Below are 22,216 nucleotides of genomic sequence, written 5' to 3'. Positions count from 1 at the left end.
AACGGGAGCGGGCATGGCGGAGCAGCAGGGTCGGGAACTGACGGTGGGAGTGGTGGTGGCGCGCTCGGGGCGCCTCGCGAAGCTGGGGGACCCGCTCGCGTTCGCCCTGGACCTGCTGCGGCCGCTGCTGGAGCGGGAAGGGGTGCGCAACGGCGGCCGCCGGCACCCGGTGCGGCTGGTCGCACGGGACAGCCGGTCCACGGCCGAGGGGGCACGGCAGGCGGTTCGGGAGCTGCTCGCCGAGGAGGACGCGCGGATCGTCCTGACCCTCGCGGGCACGGAGGTCCTGCCGGCCGTCGCCGACGCCTGCGAACGCGCCGGCGTGCCGTGCCTGTCCTCGACCTTCCCCTGGCAGGTGTACTACTACGGGCGCGACGCCCACGGGCGACGGCCCTTCCGGTGGACGTACCACTTCTGCTGGGGCCTGGACGACATCGCCGAGACCTTCGCCGACCTGTGGGAGCACGCCGCGGGGCCGGGCCGCACGGTCGGGTGCCTGTGGAACGACGGCCCGCAGGGGAGCTGGTCGCGCGACGCCGAGCGGGGCTTCGCCCCGGTGGCCCGGGCACGCGGCCACCGGTTGGTCGACCCCGGCGGCTACCGTGAGCCGGCGGACGGCCTCGACGCGTTGGTCGACGCCTTCCGTGCGGCGGACGCCGACATCGTGACCAGTGCCGCCACCGCCCGCGACCTGGCGGTCTTCCGGGCCGCAGTGGCCGCGCGGGGTGGCCCGCAGCCGCGGATGATCACCTGCTCGCGATGGCTGGCCTACCCGCCCACGACCACGGGCGGCGGCGACCGGCCGGCCCAGGACCGGGTGGCGACCCTGGTGTACTGGACGCCCGCCCACCCGTACCGCTCGTCGCTCGACGGCATGACGGCGGCGGAGCTGGCCGAGGCGTACGAGCAGGCGACCGGGGGCCAGTGGCTGCAGCCCCTGGGGCTGGCGTACGCGCTGTTCGAGGTGGCCCGCCACGCGCTCGCCACCGCCGACGACCCGGGTGACCCCGCGGCCGTCGCGGCGGCCGTCGGCCGGACCCGGCTGGAGACGGTCGCGGGCCCCCTCGACTGGACGGCCGGGCCCGTGCCCAACGTCGCCACGATCCGTCTCGCCGGCGGCCAGTGGCAGCCGGGCACCCGTCACCCCTACGAGCTCGCGGTGGTGACGAACCGTCGGGTCGAGGGCCTGCCGGCCACCGCCGCCCTACGGCCCCACGCGCCGGGCCGGTGACCCGCGGGAAGCGGGCCACCGGCCGTGGTGGGGACGGGAGATCAGATGATGCTCACGCCGTAGGCGCTCAGGGCCTCGGTGACGGGCTGGAAGAACGTGGTGCCGCCCGAGGAGCAGTTGCCGCTGCCGCCGGACGTCAGGCCGAGGGCGGTGGAGCCGGAGAACAGGGCGCCGCCGCTGTCACCGGGCTCGGCGCAGACGTTGGTCTGGATCATGCCGTAGACGACGTCGCCGCCGCCGTAGTTGACCGTGGCGTTGAGGCCGGTGACGCGGCCGCTGTGCAGGCCGGTGGTGGAACCGCTGCGCTGGACCGACTGGCCGACGGTCGCGTTGGCGGCGCCGGTGATGTCCCGGTAGCTGCCGTTGTACAGGTACACCCGTCCGTCGGCGGCGGAGGAGTTGGAGTGGCGGATGATGCCGTAGTCGTTGACCGGGAAGCTGGAGCCGGTCCGCGAGCCGAGCAGGGCGGTCTGCCCGGAGTTGGTGTACCAGGTGCCGGCGATCTCGGTGCAGTGGCCGGCCGTCAGGGCGAAGGTGGTGCCGCTGCTGTTGCGGACGTTGAAGCCCAGCGAACACCGGCCGCCGCCCGCCGCGTAGATGGCCTGGCCACCGGCGATGAGCTTGTTGAACTTGCCGGGCGTGCGCTTGATCTCCAGGGCGCCGGCGCGGTCGCCCGCGGCCTTGCGCAGCTCGGCCAGCTCGGCGGCCGACACGGTGGAGTCGGCGGTGACGACGAGCTTGCCGGACTTGGCGTCCGTGTACCAGGCGGTGCCCGGCACGTCGGCGTCCAGGACGGCCTCGCTGACCCGGGCGAGCTCGGCGGTGGTCGCCCGGGTGGCCTCGGCGGTCTCCGCCCCGGCGCTCGGCGCGGCGAGCGCGGTGGCGGTGACCAGGGCGGCGGCGACGGCGGTCAGCCGGGCGCCTCTCGCGAAACCGCCGCGGGGGGTGAAGCGCTTGACGTTCACTACGTCCTCCGGTGGGGGATGAGGGAGGCCCGTTGGGTGGACGGGCCCGTCAGGTCAGTGCCGGCCCGGCGGTTCCGGGGGCGGTCATGTGCCTGACAAGTGGTGACCCGGGAATCGTCGCGTCCGGTTCACCCTCCCCACAAGACCGGCTTTCGGTCGCTCTACGCGCGTCCTGTCGAAGGGGCGGTCGAATGACCTGTTTCGCCGCGACACGCCGCCGCCGCGCCGCGCCGGCCCCGGGCGCGCGCCCGCGCCGCGGGCGGCCCGGTGAGGGGAGCGGCGCGGCGGCGCGCGGCGACGGCCGGCACGCGGACCGGGCGACGGGTCGGGCCGTCCGTTCGAGCTGTTCAGCGTTGAACGGACGGCTCGTCACCCCCCGTTAACCCGCCCGCGCCCCACGGGTCCGGCGACCCCCGCGCCGCCACGCGCGCCCCGCCGCGCCGGTCGGCGGGCCGGCCACCGGGCCGGTCCGGGCTCCGTGGGAACGGTCCCACGCGCCTCTCCCTTATGCGTCAATCACGCCCGTTCGCCCGGGACGGCGGGTGTCCGGATTCCGACCCTCCCCCTCCGGCGAACGGAACCGATCGGGCGGACACGCCGTCACCACGTGACGGGCAGCGCCTCCGGACCCCGGATCAGCGCACTGCGCCGCCACGGCACCCGCTCGGCGGGCACGGCGAGGCGCAGGTCCGGCAGCCGGTCCAGGAACGTCTCGACCAGCAGCTCGATCTCCATCCGCGCGAGCAGTGCCCCGGTGCAGAAGTGCGGCCCGTGCCCGAACGACACGTGCGGGTTGGGCGAGCGGTCCACGTCGATCCGCTCCGGGTCGGGGAAGACCTCCGGGTCGCGGTTGGCCGCCAGGTACGAGACGTACACCGCGTCCCCCGCCGCGATTCGCACGCCGCGCAGCTCCACGTCCTCCAGCGCGATCCGCGCCAGCCCCACCGACGAGCGGTGCGGGATGTACCGCAGCAGCTCGTCCAGGGCCCGGGGCCGCGTCTGCGGCTCCTCGCGCAGCCGCTCCCGCAGCTGCGGCCGGGTCAGCAGCAGGTACAGCATGTTGCCGCAGTTGTTGGTGACGGCCTCCCCGCCGATCTGCACGGGGCCGACCAGCCCCACCGCCTCCTCCTGGGTGATGTCACCGGCGGCGACGGCCGCGCCGAGGAGCGACAGGATGTCCTCGCCGGCCCCCGGGTCCGCCGCGCGCGCGGCGATCTCCCGGGCGAACCACCCGTACATCTCGTCCTTGGCCCGGCCCGTCGCCGCGGCGCCCTTCGCGGTGAAGAGGATGTCCGCCACCCAACCGCTCATCCGTTCCCGGTCGGCGTCCGGTACGCCCATCAGCTCGCAGATCACCGTGGTCGGGAACGGCTCCAGCACCCGGTCGACCAGGTCCGCCGGGGGCCCGTCCCGCAGCATGCCGGACACCAGCTCGTCGAGCATCTCCCGGGCCCCCTCCCGCAGCCGCTCCACGGCGCGCGCGGAGAACGCCGGCGCTACGGCGCGGCGCAGCCGGTGGTGGTCCGACGCCTCGGCGAACGCCAGCGACCCGGGCCTGGGCTTGAAGTGCGGGGTGATCCGGGTGACCGTCATGCCCGGCACCGGGGCGCGGCTGAAGCGCGGGTCGTTCACGACCGCCTTCACGTCCTCGTACCGGGTCACCAGCCACGCCCAGCCGTCGCCGTGCGGCAGCTGGATCCGGCTCACCGGCCGCTCCCGCATCAGCTCTTCGAGCACCGGGTCGAAGTCGGTGGCCTTGAGGTCGAGCGCCGGCCAGGACCGCACGGGCGGCGGCTCCAGGGGCGGTGGTGCGACGGTGTCCTCGATCACGCGCGTGTCTCCGTTTCCTGACGGTCTCTCCCGACGGGGCTGCCCGACGGCGACGCCGGCCGACGGCGCTGCCCGACGGCGTTCCGGACGCCCCGTTCCTCACCTTCGGCCCCGGGCGCGCGGACCACCCGCTGGACTACTCCGGACGGTCCGTCCCACCGCCCGGGCCCCGACCCGCCGGGCCGGGGCCCGCGTCGCGGCGGGGCCGGCGGCGAACGGGTGAATGCGGCCGCGTCACCGCCCCCGGGCCGTGACGCGCCCCGGGTCCCCCGGTTGGCAAGGCGGCCCGGGATCCGGGCCCTCGACGAGAAGGATGGATCATGATCAAGAAGGTTGTCGCCACCGCCGGCGTCGCCGCAGCCGCCCTGGGGTTCTGCTCGCCGTCGGCACTCGCCGTCGGCGACCACGCCGTCGACACGCAGAACGGCAACCACTCCCAGCAGGTGTACGGCAACACCGTCACCGGGGGTAAGGCGAGCCCGCAGCTCGGTCTCGTCCAGGGCTCCCTGAACAAGCTGTGCGCCGGCGTCCCCGTCGCGGCCGACGTGCAGAACATCCTGCTCGTCAACATCGGCGTCCAGGACCTGCTGAACGACACCCAGAACCAGCAGTGCGCGGAGAACTCGACGGCGGTCAAGGGCGACAGCGCCCTGTCGCACCTCCTGGAGAACGTCCTGTCGGAGAACGGCGCCGCCTCCGTCCGCTGACGCGCGCCCCGCGACGGGCCGATCCGGACCTCCCCGGCCGGCCCGTCCGCGTGTCCGGTCGCGGACCCGGCGGCCGGCGCGCGGGCAGGTCCGCTGCCGTACCCGCACGGGCGGCCGGTGACGCGCGCACCGCCCGGCACGAGCGGCCGGTGACGCGCGCGTACGACGCGTCCGTCGCGCGGGTACGGCAGCGGACCGGCGAGGCGCGAGGGGGCACGACCACACGGGCGGTGGCACGCGCGGGTACGGCCGCGGGGTGGGGCCGGCGGGGCGCGGCGCGCGGGCGAGCGCGGCCGCGACGGCCTACCGGCGGGGCGGCAGGACGTCGAGCCGCACCGGGGGCGCCGGGGCCGGCCGCGGCAGCCGCAGGCCGTGCGCCCCGGGGGTGACCGAGCCGAGGACGCGCGCGTGGCGGGCGCCGGTGCACCCGGGGAGGGTGCCGGGCAGGCCGAGGACGGTGAGGAAGCCGAGCACGGCGAAGGCGTACGCCTCCTTGGCCGCCGCGGGCAGCCCCAGCTCGTCCGAGACGCGCAGGGGGATGCGCCCCAGCGCGGCCCGCAGCATCGCCGTCAGCGTCGGGTTGCGGACGCCGCCGCCGGACGAGACGACCTCGGTGCCGCCGAGTCCGCGCACCGCTCCCGCGACCGTCTCGGCGGTGAGCCGGGTGACCGTGGCGACGAGGTCCTCGGCGGCGACCGGGGCACCGTGCGCCGCGAGCGCCGCCCGCAGGTACTCCCCGTGGAACAGCTCCTTGCCGGTGGTCTTCGGCGCCGGCGCCGTGTAGTACGGCTCGGCGAGCAGCCGCCGCAGCAGGGCGGGGTCGACGCGGCCCCGCGCGGCGAGCACGCCGTCCTCGTCGACGTCGCGCGCGCCGCCCGTGACGAGCCGGACGGCGGCGTCGACGAGGGCGTTGCCCGGCCCGGTGTCGAAGGCCACCGGCCCCGCGGGTCCGGTCGCGACGGTGACGTTGGCGATGCCGCCGAGGTTCAGGGCGACCGGCCGCCCCGGGCGGCCGCGCAGCCACAGCACGTCCACGAGGCTCACCAGCGGCGCCCCCTGACCGCCTGCCGCGACGTCCCGGGTGCGCAGGTCGGAGACGACCGTACGGCCGGTCGCCTCGGCGATCCAGGCCGGCGCCCCGAGCTGCAGCGTGCCGTGGACGCGGCCCCGCTCCACCCAGTGGTACACGGTCTGGCCGTGGGAGACGACGAGGTCGGCCCGCCCGCCGCACAGCTCCCGGTCTGCCCGTACGGCGAGGTCGGCGAAGGCCCGGCCGATGCCGGTGTCCAGTCGGCAGACCTCGCGCAGCGTCGTCGCGGCCGGGGGCAGCGCGGCGGCCAGCGCCGCGCGCAGGGCGGGCGGGTAGTCGGCGCTGACCATGCCGAGGGGCCGCAGCGCGAGGGTGTCCCCGGTGAGCGTCAGCTCCGCGGCGGCCGCGTCGACCGCGTCGTACGAGGTGCCCGACATCATCCCGATGACCCGCACGCCTCCACCTCTCCGTGGATCTCTCCCGTCCGTCCCTCGCGTCCACCCCGGCCGCACCCGGCCGGTGCGCCTCCCTCCTCCCGTCTGCCGGGCCTCACCGGCGGCTGCCGGGGCCCGGTCTGCCGGGGCGCGGTCACTCCCGCAGCGCGCGCCGGTGGTCGTCGCCCCGCAGGGTCGCGAGGGCGAGGGTGCCGACGGCGCAGCAGACGATGACGTAGTACGCGGGGACGTCGGGGCTGCCGGTCCGCCGGGCCAGCTCGGTGAGGAGCAGTCCGGCGCAGCCCGAGAAGACCGCGTTGGCCAGGGCGTACGTCACGCCGAGCCCGGTGTGGCGGACGCGGGTGGGGAACATCTCCGCGAGCATGGCCGGGCCGGGCCCGGCCAGGAGGCCCACCACGGCCCCGGCGACCGCGACCGCGACGCCCTTCGCCCACGGCGGTGCGTCCGGGTCCTGGAGCAGGCGCAGCAGGGGCAGCGCCGCCACCGCCGCCAGGAGCGCGCCGCTCACCATGACGGCCCGCCGGCCGACGCGGTCGCTCAGCGCGCCGGCCGGCAGGATCGCGGCGGCGAAGCCGAGGTTGGCGACCACGGTCGCGGCCAGCGCCTCCCGCAGGCTCGCGCCGAGCGACGCCTGGAGGTACGAGGGCAGCACCACGAGGAAGGTGTAGCCGGCCGCCGACCACGCCATCAACCGCCCCGCGCCGAGGACGACCGCCACCGCCGAGTCCCGTGCCGACGCGGCCGGCCGGGCCGCCGGCGGGGTGGCGCGGGCCCGCCGGAACGCCGGCGTCTCCTCCAGGGCCAGCCGCAGCCACAGCGCGGCCAGCCCCAGCGGCAGCGCCAGGAGGAACGGCAGCCGCCACCCCCACGCCTCGACCTGCGCGCCGGTCAGCGCCGTCGCGACGAGCGCGGCGGCGCCGGCCCCGGCGAGCAGCCCGAGCGCCACCGTGAACGACTGCCAGGCCCCGTACAGGCCCCGCCGCCCGGGGGGTGCCGACTCGGTCAGCACCGCGACCGCGCCCCCGAACTCGCCGCCCGCCGACAGGCCCTGCACGACCCGCAACGCCGTCAGCAGCCACGGTGCGGCGGCCCCCGCCACGGCGTACGTGGGGAGCAGGCCCATCAGCGTCGTCGCGCCGGTCATCAGCGAGAGCACCAGCACGAGGGTCGGCCGCCGCCCGATCCGGTCGCCCAGCCGGCCGAAGACGACGGCGCCGACGGGCCGGAAGAAGAAGGCCAGCGCGAAGGCGGCGTAGGTGCGGACGAGCGCCTCGGCCCCGTCGCCGCCGTCCGGGGTGAAGAAGTTCCGGGCGACGACCGTCGCGAGGTACCCGTAGACGCCGAACTCGTACCACTCGATGAAGTTGCCCACCGACGCGGCGACGAGCGCCCGGGGCGAGCGCGCCGCCCCGGGGGCCCCCGCCGGGTCCCGTACGGACGTGGTCATGGGCAGAGCCTGCCACGCGGTGGGGCGTTCACGGGAGCAACCGGAAGGCCAGCGCGTCGCCGCGGACCGTGCCCGCGCGGCCGTCGCGCCGGGGTGCGGAGCGGGGGTTCACCGCCGCGCCGCGGACCGGGGGCGTGTCCGTGCGGCGGCTGGTGGGCGTTGCGCTGAGCGAAGGGCACCGCGCCGACGGGGTGTCCGGCAGGGGGGCGCGGGAGAACCTCGCAAGGGGATCAAGTCCCGCGCTCTGCACCGGATTCACAAGAAGCGGAACCTTGGGCAAACATCGGGCCATTACGTGACCCTGCGTCAAGAGCGGTCACCCGAACGGGCTATGCTCGGCGCTCGTCGTCATTGATCTTCTCGTCGATGGGTTTGAGGGTGCTGATGGTCCGCGAGGAATCGTCGCCCGGAAGTGGAAGCCCGCGGTCCGCGGCATCTTTCGTGTGGCTGCTGCCCGCCGCTCTGATCGCCGTCGCCACCGGGGTCGCCGTGGCCCTGGTGCCGACTGCCGCACGGGGGCCGGTCGCGGCCTGCGGGGTGGTGTCCGCCCTCGCGCTGGCCCTGCTCGGCGCCGAGGTCGCACGCCGGGGGCGGGTGATCGAGGAGCTGCGCCGTACGGTCGCCGCCCGCGACACGGCCCTGGCCCGGCGGCACGCCGAGACCGCCCACCTGGCGGGCACGCTGCTCCCGGACGCCGTGCGGCGGTTGCGCGAGGGGGAGTTCCCCGAGGACGTCATCGGTTCGCTCACGGCCCCCGAGGAGCACCAGGCCGTCGTCCGTGTCGTCGTCGACGCCGTCGTCGCCGAGGAGGACCTGCGCGAGTCCGCGCAGCGCGCCTTCGTCAACATCGCCCGCCGCGTCCAGGCGATCGTGCACCAGCAGGCCCAGGAACTGCGGGAGATGGAGGACCGGCACGGCAACCGCCCCGAGGTCTTCGGCGACCTGCTGCGCATCGACCACGGCACCGCCCTGATCGGCCGCCTCGCCGACTCGATCGCGGTCCTCGGCGGTGCCCGCCCGGGCCGCCAGTGGAGCCGTGCCGTACCGCTGTACAGCGTGCTGCGCGGTGCCATGTCGCGGATCATCGACTACCAGCGCGTCGAACTGCACTCCGTCACCGAGGTGGCCGTCACCGGCCCCGCCGTCGAGCCCCTCATCCACGCGCTCGCCGAGCTCCTCGACAACGCCACCCGCTACTCGCCGCCGCAGACGAAGGTCCACCTGACCGCCGTCGACGTGCAGTCCGGCATCGCGGTCGAGATCGAGGACGGCGGCGTCTCCATGAGCGAGGAGGCCCGCAAGCGCGCCGAGCGGATGCTCCGCCAGGCCCAGCAGGGCATCGACCTCAACGACCTGGGTGAGACCCCCCGCCTCGGCCTCGCCGTCGTCGGCCGGCTGGCGCAGGCGTACGGCTTCCAGGTCTCGCTGCGCTCGTCCGCCTACGGCGGTGTCCGCGCCGTCGTCGTCGTGCCGCAGGAACTGATCACCACCGTCGCCGCGGCCTCCGGCCTCGCCCACGGCATCGGCGCCTCCTCCGTGCCCCGCACCGCCGTCCCGGCCGCCCCGGCCGTCCCCGCCTCCCTCCCGGCCCGCGCGGAGCGTCCCGCGACCGGCCCGATGGTGGACGGCGTGGTCCCCCCGGCGGTCGAGCGGGCCCCGAACGGCCTGCCGCAGCGGCGCCGCAGGCAACCGCTCGCCGAGCCGCCGCAGTCCGCGGCCGCCGCACCGGCCGCACCCTCGGAGCAGGCGTCACCGGCGCCCGCGACCCCGGCTCCCGACCAGGAGCCGTCACCTCAGGTGCAGCCCGGGATGTGGCTGGCCGCCTTCCAGAGCGGCCTGACCGGGGAGCCCAACGACGCAAGCAAGGGGAACTCGCAGCAATGATCAAGCAGCAGGCCAATATGGACTGGATGCTCAAGGACCTCGCGGAAGGCGTGCCGCAAACCCGACACGTGGTCGTGCTCTCCGCCGACGGTCTGCGCATGGCCCAGTACGGCACCGACGACGACACCGCCGACCGGCTCGCCGCGGCGTGCGCCGGGCTCCAGTCGCTCGCCGGCGCCGTCGCCTCGGAACTGCCGCACAGCGACGGGCGCATGCGGCTCGTCGTGATCGAGATGGACGGCGGCTTCTTCTACCTGATGGCCGCGGGCGCCGGCGCGTACCTGGCCGTGCTCGCCGGCGAGGGCGTCGACGCGGGGCTGATGGGCCAGCGCATGCGGGACCTCGTCCTGCGGATCGGGGAGCACCTGAGCAGCCCGCCGCGTCAGGACGGGCAGGGCGCCAGGTGAGCGACGCGGGCGGCGGTGACTGGGAGGAAGCCAGTCCCGAGCGGCTCTACGTGATCACGGGGGGACGCAGCGGCGGGTCGGCGCCCGCCGAACTGGACCTCGTCACGCTCATCGTGGCGAAGTCCGGGGCGAAGCCCGGGATGCAGCCCGAACACGCGGCGATCGTGCGACTGTGCCAGTCGCCGCTGTCGGTGGCGGAGATCTCCGCCTACCTGGGCCTCCCGGTCAGTGTCGTCACGGTGCTGCTCGGCGACCTCCTCGCCGACAACCGCATCGTCGCCCGCGCTCCCGTCCCACCCGCCCGACTCCCCGACCGCGCGTTGATTGAGGCAGTGATCGATGGACTACAGAAGCTCTGAGCAGCACGGCTCCGAGCCGCACGGCGACGGCGCGGTGCGGGGGCCGCGCAGCGAGGACGTGCTGCCGGAGACGGCCACCACCGCCGTCAAGGTGGTGATCGTCGGCGGGTTCGGCGTCGGCAAGACCACCTTCGTCGGTTCCGTCAGCGAGATCCGTCCCCTCACCACCGAGGAGACGATGACGCAGGCCGGGGTCGGCGTCGACGACACCTCCGGCGTCGACGGCAAGACCTCGACGACCGTCGCCATGGACTTCGGCCGGATCAGCATCAACCGGGAACTGGTCCTGTACCTGTTCGGCACGCCCGGCCAGGAGCGCTTCTGGTTCCTGTGGCGGGGCCTGTTCGAGGGCGCGCTCGGCGCGGTCGTCCTCGTCGACACCCGCCGCCTGGAGGTGAGCTTCGACGTGCTCGGCCGGCTGGAGGAACGCCGGGTGCCGTTCGTGGTCGCCGTGAACACCTTCCCGGACGCGCCGGCGTACCCGGTCGAGGATCTGCGCGCCGCGCTCGACCTGCCCGCGTCCGTGCCGATCGTGCCCGTCGACGCCCGCGAGCGCGGCTCCAGCCGGGACGTCCTGATGACGCTGATGCGCTACCTCCAGACCCTCGCCATGACCCAGGAGGCGTCATGACCACCCGCGGGACCGACCCGGCCACCGACCTCACCCCGCCTCCCGGCTGCCCCGCCCACGCCCTCGGGGCCGGTGCCGTGCGCCGCATCTACGGTCCCGAGGCCGAGCGGGACCCGCGGGCCCTGTACGAGGAGCTGCGCCGCCGGCACGGCCCGGTCGCCCCGGTCCTGCTCCACGGCGACCTGCCCGCCTGGATCATCCTGGGCCACCGGGAGAACCTGGAGGTCATGCGGTCGCCGTCGCGGTTCTCCAACGACTCCCGGCTGTGGCGGATGTTCCAGGAGGGGCGGGTCCCCGCCGACTCGCCGCTGCGCCCCATGGTCGAGTGGCAGCCGATGTGCGTCTTCGCCGACGGGGCCGAGCACGAGCGCCTGCGGTCGGCCGTCCGCGACAGCGTGGAGCAGTTCGACCGCCGGGGCGTGCGCCGCTACGTCATCCGCTACACCGACCAGCTCGTCGACGCGTTCGCGGCGGAGGGCCGGGCCGACCTCATCGGGGACTTCGCGGAGAAGCTGCCGATGCTGGTGATGACCCAGCTGCTCGGCATGCCCGAGGAGTACGGGCCGCAACTCGTCGAGGCCACCCTCGACCTGATGAAGGGCACCGAGACTGCGGTCGCGAGCAACGAGTTCGTCGTCCGGACGCTGCGGACGCTCATGGAGCGCAAGAAGGCCGAGCCCGGGCACGACTTCGCCAGCCGGCTCCTGGGCCACGAGGCCGACCTCACGGACGACGAGGTGCTGGAGCACCTGCGGCTCGTGCTGATCTCCGCCAACGAGACCACCGTCAACCTCATCGCCAACACGCTGCGGCTGGTCCTCACCGACCGCCGCTTCCGCGCGAACCTGGCCGGTGGCCACATGACGCTGCCGGACGCGCTGGAGCAGGTCCTGTGGGACGACCCGCCGCTGTCGGCGATCACCGGGCGCTGGGCGACCGGGGACACCGTCCTCGGCGGCCGGCAGATCAAGGCCGGGGACATGCTCCTGCTCGGGCTCGCCGCCGGCAACGTCGACCCGGAGATCCGCCCCGACCTCGACCGGCCGCTGCTCGGCAACCGGGCGCACCTCGCCTTCAGCAGCGGGCCCCACGAGTGCCCCGGCCAGGACATCGGCCGCGCCATCGCCGACACCGGTGTGGACACGCTGCTGTCGCGCCTGCCGGACCTGCGGCTCGCCGTGCCGGAGGGCGAGCTGCGCTGGTCCGCCGCGTGGCTGTCGAAGCGGCTGGAGGCCCTCCCCGTGCAGTTCACGCCGCCCGCCTCCGCGGTGGCGCCGAGCGGTCGGGCCGCGCCGAAGGACTTCGCGTCGACCGCGCCGGGACCGCTGCCCGCACAGGTACCCGGCCCGGGGTCGGACGTCCAGGCGGGGCCGCGGTCCCCGGCGTCCGCCCGTAGGAGCTGGCGGAGCGCTTTCTTCCGCTCCGCTGACTGACGTCGGGGGGTATGTCCGGGTCGGCAGGGATCGTCCCGGTGGGAACGGCGGCGATGGATGGCTACTATGCGCCCTAGTTGATCACTTCGGTACGCAAGCTGGCGTGTTCTGACGCTTCGTTGCCCCGGAACGACACGTCGCACCGCGACGAGGAGGAGGCCGCAGTGGGGCCCGGTCCGACAGTGCCGCCGCTCTTCTCTCCCATCCCGCCGGCCATCCACCCGTGCCACGCCCGGGCCGACGCCCGGACGGCGGCCTGGGCCGAGACCTTCCGCATCGGCTCCGACGAACTGCGCGGTCGGCTCGTCTCCCGGTCCTTCGGCACCTTCGCCGCCCGCGTCCTCCCCGAGGGGCGCGAGGAGGTCGTCTCGCTCCTCGCGGACTTCGTCCTGTGGCTCTCCGGCCTCGGACACGGCGAGGAGGGCGAGCACGGCCGCCGCCCCGGCGACCTCGCCGGGGAGCTGCACCGCCTGCTGCGCGTCGCCCAGAACCCCGAGGTGCCGCTGCTCCTCGACGACCCACTGGCGGCCGGCCTGCGGGACCTGCGGCTGCGCATCGACCGGTACGGCACCCCCGGCCAGGCGGCGCGCTGGGCGGACGCCCTGCGCGAGTACTGCTTCTGCGTGGTGTGGGAGGCGGCCCACCGCCGGGCCGGCACGGTCCCGGACCTCGACGACTACACCCTGACACGCCTCTACGGCGGCGCGACCTCGGCCGTACTGCCGCTCCTGGAGATCGGCCACGGCTACGAGCTCCAGCCGCACGAGCGGGATCGCACGGCGGTGCGCGCGGCGGCGGAGATGGCCTCGTTCGTCATCACCTGGGACGACGACATCCGCTCGTACCACGAGGAGACGGAGGACGGGGGCGCCACCGGCTCCCCCCTCACCGTGCTCCGCGTCCTGGAGCACCACGAGGGGCTGACGCCACAGCAGGCCCTGCGCGTGGCGATCTCCCACCGGGACCGGGTCACCCGCCTGTACCTGCGTCTCACCGAGCAGCTGGCCGCACACGGCAGCCCACAGCTGCGCCAGTACCTGCGCACCCTCGGCAGCTTCCTCCGGGGTGCCCAGGACCGGGGCGTCGGCTCCGGCCGGTACGCGCGCCCGAACGACCCGGCCGGACCCCCCACCACCTTCCGGGACACCCCCGTGGACGGCGGCGGCGAGCCCCTCGACATCCCCGCCGTCTCCTGGTGGTGGAACCTCCTGGCCCCCGGCGGGGACGCGGACGCCACGGCCGGCCCGTCGACGCGCACGGCCGCCCGCGGGACCCCCTAGGGCCCGGCGCGCCCCGGTCTGCGCCTCCCGGGAGGCCGCTTCGGCGGTGGCGCTCCGCGACCGGGTGCTCGTGATCGTGGAGCCGCGCCACGGCGGACGCGGCGGTCAGAGGGCCCGGGGCCGGGGTCCGTGGGCCGGGGCGCGGCGAGGGAGGGCGGGCCTGGGGTGGGGCCTCGGCTTCAGGAGGGCACGCGTCGCGCGCGGAGGCGGCGACCCGTTCCGTCGCCCCGCCGGATCCGCGGCCGACCGGCCCGATCCCGCCGCCTTCCGGCCGCCTTCCGGCCGACCCGGCCGTCCAGCGGGCGGTGGGGTCGGCTCGATCTCTCCTTGTGCCTCACCGGCGCACGGCGAACGATACCCCCGGGGGTGTCCGGGCCACGCTCACCCGGACATCCCCGGAGGTACGTTCCGCGACCCGGAAGCGCCGAAAGGAGTGTGCTGGTGTTCTTCGTCGACACCATCAGGACCGAAGGGCTCGGCAACCGCAGCTATCTGGCGGGAGGGGCGGAGCACGCGATCGCCGTCGACCCGCCGCGCGACGTCGACCGGGTGCTCGCCGCCGTCGCGGCGCGCGGCGTGCGCCTCACCCACGTCGTCGAGACGCACGTCCACAACGACTACGTCACCGGCGGCCCCGACCTCGCCCGCCTCACGGGCGCCGCCTACCTCGTCCCCGCCGACGCGCGGGTCTCCTGCGCCCACGTCCCGGTGACCGACGGCGACCGCACCCCGATCGACACGGGACTGGTCCTGCGGGCCCTCGCCACCCCCGGCCACACCCCGCACCACACCGCGTACGTCCTGGAGGACTCGGGCACCGCGGTCGCCGCCTTCACCGGCGGCTCCCTCCTGATCGGCACGGTCGGGCGCCCCGACCTCGTCGAACCGGGACTCACCGAACGGCTCGCCCGTGCCCAGTACGCCTCCGCGCACCGGCTCGCCGCCGAACTCCCCGACGACACCGCCGTGCTGCCCACGCACGGCTTCGGCAGCTTCTGCGCCTCCGCGAGGAGCGGCGCAGGCGGCGAGACGTCGACCATCGGCGCCGAGAGGGCCGGCAACGCCGCCTTCGCCGCCGCGGACGTGGACGCCTTCGTCGCCGACCTCCTCGCCGGCCTCGACGACGTCCCCGCCTACTACGCGCACATGGGCCCGCTGAACGCCGCCGGCCCGGCCCCCGTCGACCTGACACCGCCCGCCGTCGCCGACGCCGAGGAGATCGCCGCGCGCCTCGCCGCGGGGGAGTGGGTCGTGGACCTGCGCAGCCGCGTGGCCTTCGCCGAAGGGCACGTCGCCGGGTCGTTCAACTTCGAGGCGGAGGGCCAGCTCGCCACCTACCTCGCCTGGCTGGTCCCCTGGGGGCGTCCCGTCACCCTGCTCGCCGCGACCCCCCGGCAACTCGCCGAGGCGCAGCGCGAACTCGTCCGCGTCGGCGTGGACCGCCCCGCCGCGGCGGCCACCGGCGATCCCGCCGGCTGGGTACGGGACGGCGAGGCACTCGTCTCCTACCCCCGCGGCACCTTCGCCGACCTCGCCGAGGCCACCGCCCGCGCACCGCGGGACGTCGTCGTCCTCGACGTGCGCCGCGACCGCGAGCGCGCCGCCACCGGCCACGTCGACGGCTCCGTGCACATCCCCCTGCACCTGCTCCGCACGCGGCAGGGGGAGATCCCCGCAGGGACGGTGTGGGTGCACTGCGCGGCCGGGATGCGGGCCGCCGTGGCCGCGTCGTTGCTGCACGCGGCGGGACGCGACGTCGTCGCCGTCGACGACTCCTTCGACGCCGCCGCCGAGGCGGGGCTGCCCCTGGTGCGGCCACTCTGCGAGCGCGTGACGGCCCGCCAGGCCCACCACCGGACCGCCGCGGCCGGCGGGGCCGTCCTCCTCGACGTACGGGAGGAACCGGAGTGGCGGGCGGGCCACGCGCCCGGGGCGGTCCACGCGCCGCTCTCCGCCCTCCGCGCCGGCGCCCCGGTCCCCGCCGCCGCGCTCGACCGGCCGCTCGTGGTGATCTGCCGCTCCGGACAGCGCTCCCAGCACGCGGCGGCACTCCTCACACGGCGGGGGCGGCGGGCCGTCGACGTCGAGGGCGGCATGCACGCCTGGGCGGGCGCCGGCCTCCCCGTGGTCGACGCGGGCGGGAACCGCGGCTCGATAGCGTGACCGTCCTCGTCCTGGCCCTGACCGCGGGCGCCGTCGTCGGACTTGCGCTGGGGGCGCTCGGCGGGGGCGGCGGCGTCCTCGCCGCACCCGCGTTGATCTACCTGCTCGACTTCGGCCCCGTCGAGGCCACGACCGCCGGGCTCGTCGTCGTCGCCGTCACCTCCGCGACCGCGCTCTACGGGCACGCCCGCGACGGCCGGGTGCGCTGGACGGCCGGCGCGCTGTTCGCCGCCGCCGGCGCGGTACCGGCCGTCCTCACCGCGTCGCTCGCGGACGGGGTGCCGCGGCCCGTCCTCACCCTGGCGTTCGCCGCCGTCGCCGCCCTCGCGGCCGTCCGGATGCTGCGCCCCGCCACCGACCCGGACGACGACGCCCGGGACCCGGCCGAGCCCCCGGCCGGCGAGCCCTCGGGCGCCGAGCCCCCGGCGCGCGGCGCTCCCACCCCCGGTGCCCCGCGGCCGCGGCCGCTGCGGGCCGCCGGGGCCGGGGCCGGGGTGGGCGCGTTGACCGGCTTCCTCGGTGTCGGGGGCGGCTTCCTCGCCGTACCGGCCCTCGTCGGCATGGTGGGCCTGCGCATGCGCGCGGCGGTCGGCACCAGCCTGCTCGTCATCACGGCGAACGCGCTGACCGCGCTCGTCGCCCGCGCCGGTACGGCGGCCCCCGTGGACTGGGCCGTCGTGGCCCCCTTCACGGGCGCCGCCGTCCTCGCCGCCTGGGACGGCCGGCGTCTCGCCGCGCGGGTCCCGGCCACCGCCCTGCGCCGGATCTTCGGGAGCGCGCTGCTCGCGGTGGCCGCGCTCATGGCCGTCGACGGGGCCGCCCGCCTCCTGTGACGCCCGGCGGCGCCGGGCGGACCTCAGGCGAGGGAGAGGAACAGCTTCTCCAGGCGGGTGCGCGCCTCCTCGCGGTCGCCGGCCGTGCCGCCACCGTCGCCGTCGCCCGTCATGCACTGCCGCAGGCCGGTGGCGATGATCGCGAAACCCGCCCGGTCGAGGGCGCGCGCCGCCGCGGCCAGCTGGGTCACGACCTCCTCGTAGTCGCGCCCCTCCTCCAGCATGCGGATCACCCCGGAGATCTGCCCCTGCGCCCGTCGCAGCCGGTTCAGCACCGACTTCAGCTCCGCGCCCGCGAGTTCGAGCTCCACGACCCCTCCTTACCGACACCCGGACACCCGGTCGCCCGGACACCCCGGCCACCCGGATACCCCAGGGGGTAAGGTACCGCGCCCCGCCGCTCCCGCGGGGGCGGACGGGCGGGTCGCCGGGGCGGTGCGGCGATCGCCGGTGCGCAGGTCACAACGGCCGGAAAGGCGCCTGCCCTGACGCGATCATGACTCCCCCGTGGGGGCTTCTGCGGAAGAATCGCCCCGTGCGCGGCCGCCCGCACCGGGTCGTGCCCCAGGTCCGACCGGCGCAGGGAGAGATCGATGACGACCATCACCGGCACGCGCGTCCCCGGCCCGTCGGGCCTGCCCCTCGTCGGCTCGCTCCTCGACCTCAAGCGGGACCTCCTCGGGACCCTCCTGGCCGCCCACCGCGCGCACGGCGACGTCGTACGGATCACGGCGGGACCACCGGGGCTGCGTTCGGAGTTGTACGCCGTGTTCTCCGCCGAGGGCGCCCAGCAGGTGCTGGCCACCTCGTCCGCGAACTTCCGCAAGGACAACGCCTTCTACCAGGAGGTGCGCCTGTCGCTCGGCAACGGCCTGCTCACCAGCCAGGACGACGAGTACCTGCGCCAACGGCGGCTGGTGCAACCGTTGTTCACGCCCCGACGCGTCGACCGCTACGCCGACGCCCTCACCGCCGAGGCCACCGCCCTCACCCGTGCCTGGCGAAACGCCCCCGGCGCCACCGTCGACGTCGCCGACGAGGCGAACGAGCTGACGCTGCGCTCGGTCGCCCGCGTCCTGTTCGGCACCGACGTCGAGTCCGCCGTCGACGTCATCGCGCGCTGCTTCCCCGTCATCAACGACTACGTCCTCGGCCGCTCCTACGCGCCCGTCACCCTCCCGCGCGAGTGGCCCACCCCCGGCAACCGCCGGGCCGCCACCGCGGTGGCCGAACTGTACGCCGAGTGCGACCGCATCATCGCCCGCCGGCGCGCCGACGGGGCACCCGAACAGGAGGACCTGCTCACCCTCCTCACCCGGGCCGGCAGCGAGGACGGCGACCGCCTCGACCCGTCCGAGGTCCGCGACCAGGTGCTGATCTTCCTGCTCGCCGGCCACGAGACCACCGCCAGCTCGCTCTCGTTCGCCCTGCACCTGCTGGCCCGCCACCCCCGCGAGCAGCGCCTCGCCCGCGAGGAGGTCCACCGGGTCCTCGGCGGCCGCGCGCCGCGCGCCGAGGACCTGACCGCGCTGCCGTACCTCGGCCAGGTCGTCAAGGAGGCCCTGCGCCTCTACCCGGCCGGTCCGATCGTCAGCAGGCGCGCCGTCACCGCCACCCCGGTCGGGGACCACGTCGTCCCGGCCGGCGCCGATGTCTTCGTGGCCCCGTGGGTCACCCACCGCCACACCCGCTACTGGCCCGACCCGGAGCGCTTCGACCCGGGACGGTTCACGCCCGAACAGGAGAAGAAACGTCACCGCTACGCCTGGTACCCCTTCGGCGGCGGCCCGCGGGCCTGCATCGGGCAGCACTTCTCGATGCTGATGTCGACCCTCGCCCTGGCGGTGGTCCTCCAGGAGTACGAACTGGAGGCCGAGGAGCACGACGTGCCGGTCGACACGGGACTGACGCTCCACTCGACGGTGCCGCTGCGCTGTCGGGTGCGGACCTCGTCACACCCGCGCCCGCGGACGTGACCCCGTGGCGCGCCGCCTCCTCCTCCCTGGTGTGAGCGAAGGAGACGGAGCCCGATGAGTGGTGTGAGCGACGAGGAGATCGTCCGCGCGGTGCGCGCGATCGCCGAACTGGAGGAGCGGCGCGGGGCCCTGGCCGAGCGGGTGGGGGAGCTGCGCCGCGCCGTGACGCCCGAGGACCTGGCGGAGCGGGACCGCTCCGGCACGGAGATGGCCGTGGTGACCGACCTGATCCTGCTGGAGTGCGTCGAGACGCTGGACCGGCTGGGCCTGACGACGGCGGCCCAGGCGGTCCGGCACGTGCTGGACGAGGAGGGCCCCGCCGCCGAGGGATGACAGCCCGCCCGCGGGGCGGCCGGCCGGCACCACAGCCCGACCGCCCCGGGCTCGGTCCGGCGGCCCCGGGTTCAGTCCGGCCGCTCGTCCTCCGCCCGCCCGGGTGCCGCGCCGTGGGCGGCGGGCCGTGCCGCCGCGCCCGTCGCCGCCCGAACGGCCGGCTCGCCGACGAAGCTCCGCAACGTCCACAGCCTGCCGCCTTCCACGGTGAACGCCACGCCGCACACGTCCCGGTGGTGCTCCTCCAGCCGCCGCAGGTGCCCGCACAGCGCGGCGTACGCGTCCGGGGCGAGCCGCGCGAACTCCGCCAGCGGCAGCTGGGCGCGCGTGGAGGAGGCGACGTCCTCGCCCTGCGCGCCGGGAAGGTAGCCCCCGCACACCCCGGGTCCGCCGGTGTCCGGGTCGCGGGTGAGGGCCACGCCGCTGCCCGACGCGGCGTCCCGGTTGCCGAAGACCATCGTCTGCACGGTCACGGCCGCGCCCGGCTCGTCCGGCAGCCCCGCCCGGCGCCGGTGGAGCCGGGCGGGCTCGCCGGCCCACGAAGCGAACGCCGCCCGCACCGCCCGGTGCAGCTGCTCGACCGGGTCCTGCGGGAAGTCCTCCCCGGTCCGCTCGCGGACCACGTCCTTGTACGTCTCGACGATCCGGATCAGGTCACAGGCGTCCAGCCGCGAGTCGTCGGCGACATGGTGCTGGTCCTCGATCCGGTGCAGCACGCCGTCGAAGAGCGCCGGGTCCACCCCCATCACCGCGGTGCCGAAGGCCCGCACCAGGCGCCGGTAGGAGTCCCACGCGAACCGCTCCCGCGCCGGGGTCCCGGCCAGCCCCAGCACGGCGTGGTCGTTCAGCCCCACGTCGAGCACCGTCGGCATCAGCCCCGGCACGGCGACCCGCGCCCCGGGCCGCACCGAGAGCAGCAGCGGGTCGTCCACGCGTCCCAGCCGCCGCCCGGCGGCACGCTCCAAGCGGGCCAGGTGCTCCGCCAGCTCCGCGTCGAGCCCCGGGGGCGGCGCCCCGGTCGCGAGGAACACCCGGCACGCCTCGCTGGTCACGGTGAAGCCGGCCGGTACCGGCAGACCCAGGCGCACCAGCCCGGTCAGGTCGGCGCCCTTCTCGCCCAGCAGGCCGAGGGGGTCGACGCCCGGACCGCCCGGCGGACCGGACCCGTCGCGGCCGTCTCCCGGCTCCTCGGCGACGTCGTACACGTAACGGACCATCGCGGCACGTCCTCAGGCTGAAGTGGGTCGGTCGGTGCGAACGGGCGGGTTCCCTCCCAGGACCAGCGTGCCACCGCGGGCGCCCGGACCGCCCGCACCCGGACCGGAGCGATCGCGGCACCGTGCGGCGGGAGCCGGTCAGGCGTGCGGCACGACCGCGACCGGGCCGGGCGCGTGGTGCAGCACCGCGTGCGCCACCGAACCGATCCTCGTCCCCACCGGCGCCCGTCGCACCCGGCGGCCCACGACGACCAGGCTCGCGCCGGTGACCACCGACAGCAGGACCTGGCCCGCGCTGCCCAGCTCGACGTGCTCCGTCACCGGCACGCCCGGGTACCGCTCCCGCCACGGGGCCAGCGCCTCCGCCAACGCCTTCTCCTCGTACGGCACCAGACCCCCGGCCTCGTCGACCGGGCGCAGCGCCCCGGGGGTGTAGGCGTACACCGACGGCAGGCTCCAGGCCCGTACCGCGCGCACCCCGACGCCCCGGGCCGCCGCGGCCGCGAAGGCGAAGCCCAGTACCGCCGCGCTCTCCCGCGCGTCGCCCTGCTGCCCCACGACGACCTCGCCGCCGTCCGCGCCGGGCCCCGGAGCGTCCTCGCGCGGCGAGCGCACGGCCACGACCGGGCGGTCCGCCTCCGCGATGACCTGCTGCCCGGACGAGCCGAGCAGGAAGCCGAGCAGCGCTCCGTGCCCGCGCGACCCGATGACCAGCATCTCGGCCGCGTTCCCGGCGGTCAGCAGCGCGGGCACGGGGGGCGCGGGCAGGAGCGCGGAGGTCACCTCCAGCCCGGGGTGCCGGGTGCGGGCCTCCGCCGCCACCTCGTCCAGCAGGCGGCGCGCCCGCAGCTCCTCGGCGGCGCCGTCCCGCTCCGGCGCGCCGTCGACGGGCTGCCGCAGCCAGGCCTGCACCAGACGCAGCGGCAGCCCGCGCAGCGCGGCCTCCCAGGCCGCCCACTCGGCCGCCGCGAGGCTCTCGGGCGAGCCGTCCACTCCCACCACGACCGCGCGGTGCGCCGGGGCCTGCGCCATGGGTTCCTCCTCGTCACGTCACGTCCGGTCCGGGTGCCCCGTCGCCTGACGGGCGGGGGCGGCCGCGGGCCGCCCCCGAAGGGTCGGAGGGCCCCGGTTCCCCGGCCCCGGGGCGACAAACCGGGGGCCACCCGAACGCCCCTGGACGGGGGCGGCCGACGTTCCGGCTCGTCCATCCGGGGCATACGGGTGGATCCTGAGGTCGGGGCCGGCAGCGCACCGGCCCGCACCCGATCGACGTGTCGAGGAGGACATCATGGCCCGGACGCTCGAGTGGAAGATCAACATGGAGCTGGTGGAGGACGGGGACACCACCGAGGCGCGCGCGGTGCTGGACACCGGCAAGGCCACCGTCACCGGCCGCGGCTCCGCCCGCCGCAACCCCGAGGACGCCGACGTTCCGCTGATCGGTGACGAACTGGCCGCCAGCCGCGCGATGAGCGATCTGTCCCGGCAGTTGATGCGCCTGGCCTACAAGGACATCGGCGAGGCGGGTGCGGGCCTGTCCGGCGAGGTCGAGGAGGACGCGCCGTACGGCTGGTCGACGCCGGTCAGCTGAGGTGCGCCGGCCGTGTGCCGCGGCGCGGGCGCAGGGGCCGCGGCGTACGGTCGCGGAGGCACCCGGGCGGTGAGGGTCCGCAGGCGCGGAGGTACGACGCGCCCGCCGGCCGTGCGCCCGCCGGCCGTGTGCCCGCCGGCCTTGGGCCCGCAGGGGGCGGGCCGGAGGCGTGCGCCGCTGTGGACCCGGCAGCGATCCGGCGGCGTGAATCCCCGGCGCCCGTGCGCCGGCGTGGCCCGGTGACGCGTGCCCGGTGCACGCGACACATGCCCGGTGCGCCCCGCCCGGGGGGGGGGGGGGCCCCCGGGCCCCCCCCCCGCCCCCCCCCCCCCCCCCCCCCCCCCCCCCCCCCCCGCCCCCCGGCCCCCCCCCCCCCCCCCCGGCCGCGGCCCCCCGGGGGCAAGGTCAACCAGCCAATCCGGGGGGGGGGCCAAAACAAAAAAC

Annotated in this window: 20 protein-coding genes and 1 pseudogene; 14 read left to right on the top strand and 7 right to left on the bottom strand. The window is 76.2% G+C overall.

The window, feature by feature from the left end:
* Window positions 1-13: 13 nt before the first annotated feature.
* Entirely contained in the window at window positions 14-1,231 is a 1,218-nt protein-coding gene (locus ACF053_RS22635; RefSeq protein WP_391955585.1) for an ABC transporter substrate-binding protein, read from the top strand.
* Window positions 1,232-1,272: 41 nt separating this feature from the next.
* Here ACF053_RS22635 and ACF053_RS22630 read toward each other — a convergent pair whose 3' ends face one another.
* Window positions 1,273-2,196: a S1 family peptidase gene (locus tag ACF053_RS22630; protein ID WP_391955584.1), complete on the bottom strand. Its 924-nt coding sequence runs from the start codon at window positions 2,194-2,196 to the stop codon at window positions 1,273-1,275.
* Between the two features lie 600 nt (window positions 2,197-2,796).
* Window positions 2,797-4,026, bottom strand: coding sequence for a cytochrome P450 (locus ACF053_RS22625; RefSeq protein ID WP_391955583.1), 1,230 nt, complete (start codon window positions 4,024-4,026; stop codon window positions 2,797-2,799).
* A 320-nt stretch (window positions 4,027-4,346) separates the two neighbouring features.
* On the opposite strand from ACF053_RS22625, the gene ACF053_RS22620 reads away from it, so the two are divergent.
* Entirely contained in the window at window positions 4,347-4,733 is a 387-nt protein-coding gene (locus ACF053_RS22620; protein WP_391955582.1) for a rodlin, read from the top strand.
* 303 nt (window positions 4,734-5,036) lie between these two features.
* On the opposite strand, the gene ACF053_RS22615 is transcribed toward ACF053_RS22620, so the two are convergent.
* Window positions 5,037-6,218, bottom strand: coding sequence for an anhydro-N-acetylmuramic acid kinase (locus tag ACF053_RS22615; protein ID WP_391955581.1), 1,182 nt, complete (start codon window positions 6,216-6,218; stop codon window positions 5,037-5,039).
* Window positions 6,219-6,351: 133 nt separating this feature from the next.
* Window positions 6,352-7,665, bottom strand: a complete 1,314-nt coding sequence (locus ACF053_RS22610) for an MFS transporter (RefSeq protein ID WP_391955580.1) — start codon at window positions 7,663-7,665, stop codon at window positions 6,352-6,354.
* A gap of 384 nt (window positions 7,666-8,049) precedes the next feature.
* On the opposite strand from ACF053_RS22610, the gene ACF053_RS22605 reads away from it, so the two are divergent.
* The 9 genes and pseudogenes from ACF053_RS22605 (at window position 8,050) to ACF053_RS22565 (ending at window position 16,655) form a co-directional block, all read left to right on the top strand.
* A complete protein-coding gene (locus tag ACF053_RS22605; RefSeq protein WP_391955745.1) occupies window positions 8,050-9,549 on the top strand; it encodes a sensor histidine kinase in 1,500 nt (499 codons plus the stop codon).
* Window positions 9,546-9,956, top strand: coding sequence for a roadblock/LC7 domain-containing protein (locus ACF053_RS22600; protein WP_391955579.1), 411 nt, complete (start codon window positions 9,546-9,548; stop codon window positions 9,954-9,956). The genes ACF053_RS22605 and ACF053_RS22600 overlap by 4 nt, the downstream gene beginning before the upstream one ends.
* Window positions 9,953-10,315, top strand: coding sequence for a DUF742 domain-containing protein (locus ACF053_RS22595; protein ID WP_391955578.1), 363 nt, complete (start codon window positions 9,953-9,955; stop codon window positions 10,313-10,315). Before ACF053_RS22600 ends, ACF053_RS22595 begins: the two co-directional genes overlap by 4 nt.
* Window positions 10,296-10,946 (top strand): GTP-binding protein, encoded by a 651-nt coding sequence (locus ACF053_RS22590; RefSeq protein ID WP_391955577.1) that lies wholly within the window; start codon window positions 10,296-10,298, stop codon window positions 10,944-10,946. Before ACF053_RS22595 ends, ACF053_RS22590 begins: the two co-directional genes overlap by 20 nt.
* Window positions 10,943-12,379 carry a cytochrome P450 gene (locus ACF053_RS22585; RefSeq protein WP_391955576.1) on the top strand — a complete coding sequence of 479 codons (1,437 nt, stop codon included), beginning with the start codon at window positions 10,943-10,945 and terminating at the stop codon, window positions 12,377-12,379. Before ACF053_RS22590 ends, ACF053_RS22585 begins: the two co-directional genes overlap by 4 nt.
* Window positions 12,380-12,543: 164 nt before the next feature.
* Entirely contained in the window at window positions 12,544-13,659 is a 1,116-nt protein-coding gene (locus tag ACF053_RS22580) for a selina-4(15),7(11)-diene synthase (RefSeq protein ID WP_391955575.1), read from the top strand.
* Window positions 13,660-14,100: 441 nt separating this feature from the next.
* A pseudogene (locus ACF053_RS22575) lies at window positions 14,101-15,468 on the top strand (MBL fold metallo-hydrolase); the annotation flags it as partial.
* Window positions 15,469-15,822 carry a rhodanese-like domain-containing protein gene (locus ACF053_RS22570; protein WP_391955744.1) on the top strand — a complete coding sequence of 118 codons (354 nt, stop codon included), beginning with the start codon at window positions 15,469-15,471 and terminating at the stop codon, window positions 15,820-15,822.
* Window positions 15,819-16,655, top strand: a complete 837-nt coding sequence (locus ACF053_RS22565) for a sulfite exporter TauE/SafE family protein (protein WP_391955574.1) — start codon at window positions 15,819-15,821, stop codon at window positions 16,653-16,655. The genes ACF053_RS22570 and ACF053_RS22565 overlap by 4 nt, the downstream gene beginning before the upstream one ends.
* Before the next feature lie 23 nt (window positions 16,656-16,678).
* On the opposite strand, the gene ACF053_RS22560 is transcribed toward ACF053_RS22565, so the two are convergent.
* Entirely contained in the window at window positions 16,679-16,966 is a 288-nt protein-coding gene (locus ACF053_RS22560; protein ID WP_391955573.1) for a metal-sensing transcriptional repressor, read from the bottom strand.
* Window positions 16,967-17,248: 282 nt separating this feature from the next.
* Here ACF053_RS22560 and ACF053_RS22555 point away from each other — a divergent pair, with 282 nt between their 5' ends.
* On the top strand, window positions 17,249-18,631 hold the full coding sequence (locus ACF053_RS22555; protein WP_391955572.1) for a cytochrome P450: 1,383 nt from the start codon (window positions 17,249-17,251) through the stop codon (window positions 18,629-18,631).
* 54 nt (window positions 18,632-18,685) lie between these two features.
* Window positions 18,686-18,964, top strand: coding sequence for a hypothetical protein (locus ACF053_RS22550; RefSeq protein WP_391955571.1), 279 nt, complete (start codon window positions 18,686-18,688; stop codon window positions 18,962-18,964).
* 71 nt (window positions 18,965-19,035) lie between these two features.
* On the opposite strand, the gene ACF053_RS22545 is transcribed toward ACF053_RS22550, so the two are convergent.
* On the bottom strand, window positions 19,036-20,181 hold the full coding sequence (locus ACF053_RS22545) for a PEP/pyruvate-binding domain-containing protein (protein WP_391955570.1): 1,146 nt from the start codon (window positions 20,179-20,181) through the stop codon (window positions 19,036-19,038).
* Window positions 20,182-20,319: 138 nt separating this feature from the next.
* Window positions 20,320-21,213 (bottom strand): universal stress protein, encoded by an 894-nt coding sequence (locus ACF053_RS22540; protein WP_391955569.1) that lies wholly within the window; start codon window positions 21,211-21,213, stop codon window positions 20,320-20,322.
* A gap of 256 nt (window positions 21,214-21,469) precedes the next feature.
* Between ACF053_RS22540 and ACF053_RS22535 the strand changes: the two genes are divergently transcribed.
* The gene (locus ACF053_RS22535) at window positions 21,470-21,772 is read left to right on the top strand and encodes a DUF1876 domain-containing protein (RefSeq protein WP_391955568.1); all 303 of its coding nucleotides are present in this window, start codon (window positions 21,470-21,472) and stop codon (window positions 21,770-21,772) included.
* The last annotated feature ends 444 nt before the right edge of the window (window positions 21,773-22,216 follow it).

The organism is Streptomyces kanasensis (assembly GCF_043077165.1).
GTDB lineage: Bacteria > Actinomycetota > Actinomycetes > Streptomycetales > Streptomycetaceae > Streptomyces > Streptomyces changanensis.
Note: the sequence above shows the minus strand (reverse complement) of the source record. Positions and strands in the feature narration are given on the sequence as shown.

Coding starts and splice junctions, on each gene's coding strand:
- ACF053_RS22635 (WP_391955585.1), top strand. CDS start 14: ATGGCGGAGCAGCAGGGTCGGGAACTGACGGTGGGAGTGGTGGTGGCG.
- ACF053_RS22620 (WP_391955582.1), top strand. CDS start 4,347: ATGATCAAGAAGGTTGTCGCCACCGCCGGCGTCGCCGCAGCCGCCCTG.
- ACF053_RS22610 (WP_391955580.1), bottom strand. CDS start 7,665: ATGACCACGTCCGTACGGGACCCGGCGGGGGCCCCCGGGGCGGCGCGC.
- ACF053_RS22605 (WP_391955745.1), top strand. CDS start 8,050: ATGGTCCGCGAGGAATCGTCGCCCGGAAGTGGAAGCCCGCGGTCCGCG.
- ACF053_RS22600 (WP_391955579.1), top strand. CDS start 9,546: ATGATCAAGCAGCAGGCCAATATGGACTGGATGCTCAAGGACCTCGCG.
- ACF053_RS22590 (WP_391955577.1), top strand. CDS start 10,296: ATGGACTACAGAAGCTCTGAGCAGCACGGCTCCGAGCCGCACGGCGAC.
- ACF053_RS22585 (WP_391955576.1), top strand. CDS start 10,943: ATGACCACCCGCGGGACCGACCCGGCCACCGACCTCACCCCGCCTCCC.
- ACF053_RS22555 (WP_391955572.1), top strand. CDS start 17,249: ATGACGACCATCACCGGCACGCGCGTCCCCGGCCCGTCGGGCCTGCCC.
- ACF053_RS22550 (WP_391955571.1), top strand. CDS start 18,686: ATGAGTGGTGTGAGCGACGAGGAGATCGTCCGCGCGGTGCGCGCGATC.
- ACF053_RS22545 (WP_391955570.1), bottom strand. CDS start 20,181: ATGGTCCGTTACGTGTACGACGTCGCCGAGGAGCCGGGAGACGGCCGC.
- ACF053_RS22540 (WP_391955569.1), bottom strand. CDS start 21,213: ATGGCGCAGGCCCCGGCGCACCGCGCGGTCGTGGTGGGAGTGGACGGC.
- ACF053_RS22535 (WP_391955568.1), top strand. CDS start 21,470: ATGGCCCGGACGCTCGAGTGGAAGATCAACATGGAGCTGGTGGAGGAC.